The organism is Vibrio sp. 10N.222.46.A1 (assembly GCF_041473595.1).
Classification (GTDB): domain Bacteria; phylum Pseudomonadota; class Gammaproteobacteria; order Enterobacterales; family Vibrionaceae; genus Vibrio; species Vibrio tasmaniensis_A.
In genome coordinates this window covers 1-1,563 of the sequence record NZ_JBFRSN010000484.1, presented here as the reverse complement: position 1 = coordinate 1,563, position 1,563 = coordinate 1, and the positions used below count along the sequence as shown (strand labels likewise).

Annotated in this window: 1 protein-coding gene; it reads left to right on the top strand. The window is 40.1% G+C overall.

Annotated features, from left to right (window positions below):
• Positions 1-148 precede the first annotated feature (148 nt).
• A complete protein-coding gene (locus AB4496_RS14375; protein ID WP_102257375.1) occupies positions 149-1,420 on the top strand; it encodes a condensation domain-containing protein in 1,272 nt (423 codons plus the stop codon).
• The last annotated feature ends 143 nt before the right edge of the window (positions 1,421-1,563 follow it).

Sequence of the window (1,563 nt, the reverse complement as noted above, 5' to 3'; positions counted from 1 at the left end):
CATGCGTCATATCAAGAAGCACCTGATATTGTAGGTTCAATGATCAAGCGCTTTCTGTCGCAACATGGCAATAATAAATAGAACGTACTTGTTATTGATGCAGGTGCGTCGGATTACTAACAACTTAATCAATTGGGTAAAAAGCATAATGACTCGCCAAGATTGGTATCCACTGACTAATGCGCAGGAGGCATATTGGGACGAATTCGTTCAACATCCAGATAGGCCTTTATCGACAGTAGCTCATTGTTTGGAAATTTCAGGCTCTATCGATCTCGAAAAATTAGCCGATGCCATTAATCAGACTGTTTCAGAAGCGGAAGCTTTGCTGCTTAGATTTCGACGATTGGAAAATCAGTACTATCCCGTTCAAATGGTTTGTTTTGACGAAAAACCCACAGTGGAGGTCATCGATCTACGTGGGGAAGAAAACGCGCAAGAACAAGTAAATGCATATTTGCGCTCTGACGTCGAAACGGCCATTGATTTAGAAAAGGATGTGATTACGAAGGTACAGCTCTATATTGTAGGATCACAGAAAGTCTTTTGGTATCTGAGAACTCATCATATTGCGGTCGATGGTTACAGTATGAGTCTAATTGAGCAGCGTTGTTCGGAGCTTTATCTGTGTTTAGTGAATAACACAGCGCCAAAACACTACTTTAAGACGTTTGAGGTTTATCTCAAAGAAAACACCGATTATTTGGATAGTGACCGTTTCGATGTTGACCGATCTTATTGGGGTAATTATCTTGATTCAGCCAATCTGACGCTGAGTAACCACGATATCTCGGTATCTGATACAGTTTATTGTGAGAGGGATGTTCCTGAGTCGATTTGTGATTCTCTTATCACGGTATCTAAGCAATTAATGATTGGTTGGAGTGACATTCTCACCTTACTGTGTACAGCGTATCTTTATAGGCATTGGCGATCAGACGAACAGACGTCTTTTCCTTTGCCTGTGTGGCTACCATTTATGAATAGAATGGGTAATCCTTGTGCAAACCTACCGTCATTAATGGTCAATACTATTCCTTATATCGGAGAGGTTGCCGATGATGAGTCGGTGGATTCATATCTCAGAAGGGCGGTAAAAGAGCTTAGGGGAAATTATTGCCATGGACGGTATCGAGTAGAGAATAAATGCACATCTGGCGGACACTATTTTATTTCACCATTCATTAATATTTTGCCTTTTGAATCGACAGAATTTCATGGGTGCTCAACGAAACGTCGTATTATTGCTGGTGGAATTGCGGACGGGTTTAACGTAACCTTTCGCGGCTCAAGGCAAGCGAAAAACATGTCTTTAAAGATAGAGGCAGAGAGCAGCCTCTTTGAACTGCATGAACTAACAGATCATGCTAATCATTTACTAAAGTACCTATCTAAAGCTCTAAATTCTGTCTTAGATTAATTCTGCATAAGCTTAATGCTGTCTTATTTTTTAAATTTTTGTTTCAACCCTCCTTATGAATAGGGCATCTCGTTAGGTGCTCTAGCCATCAAAAATCAGAATGCCAAACCCAAGCTAATTGTTAAAAATGATAATTATTATCA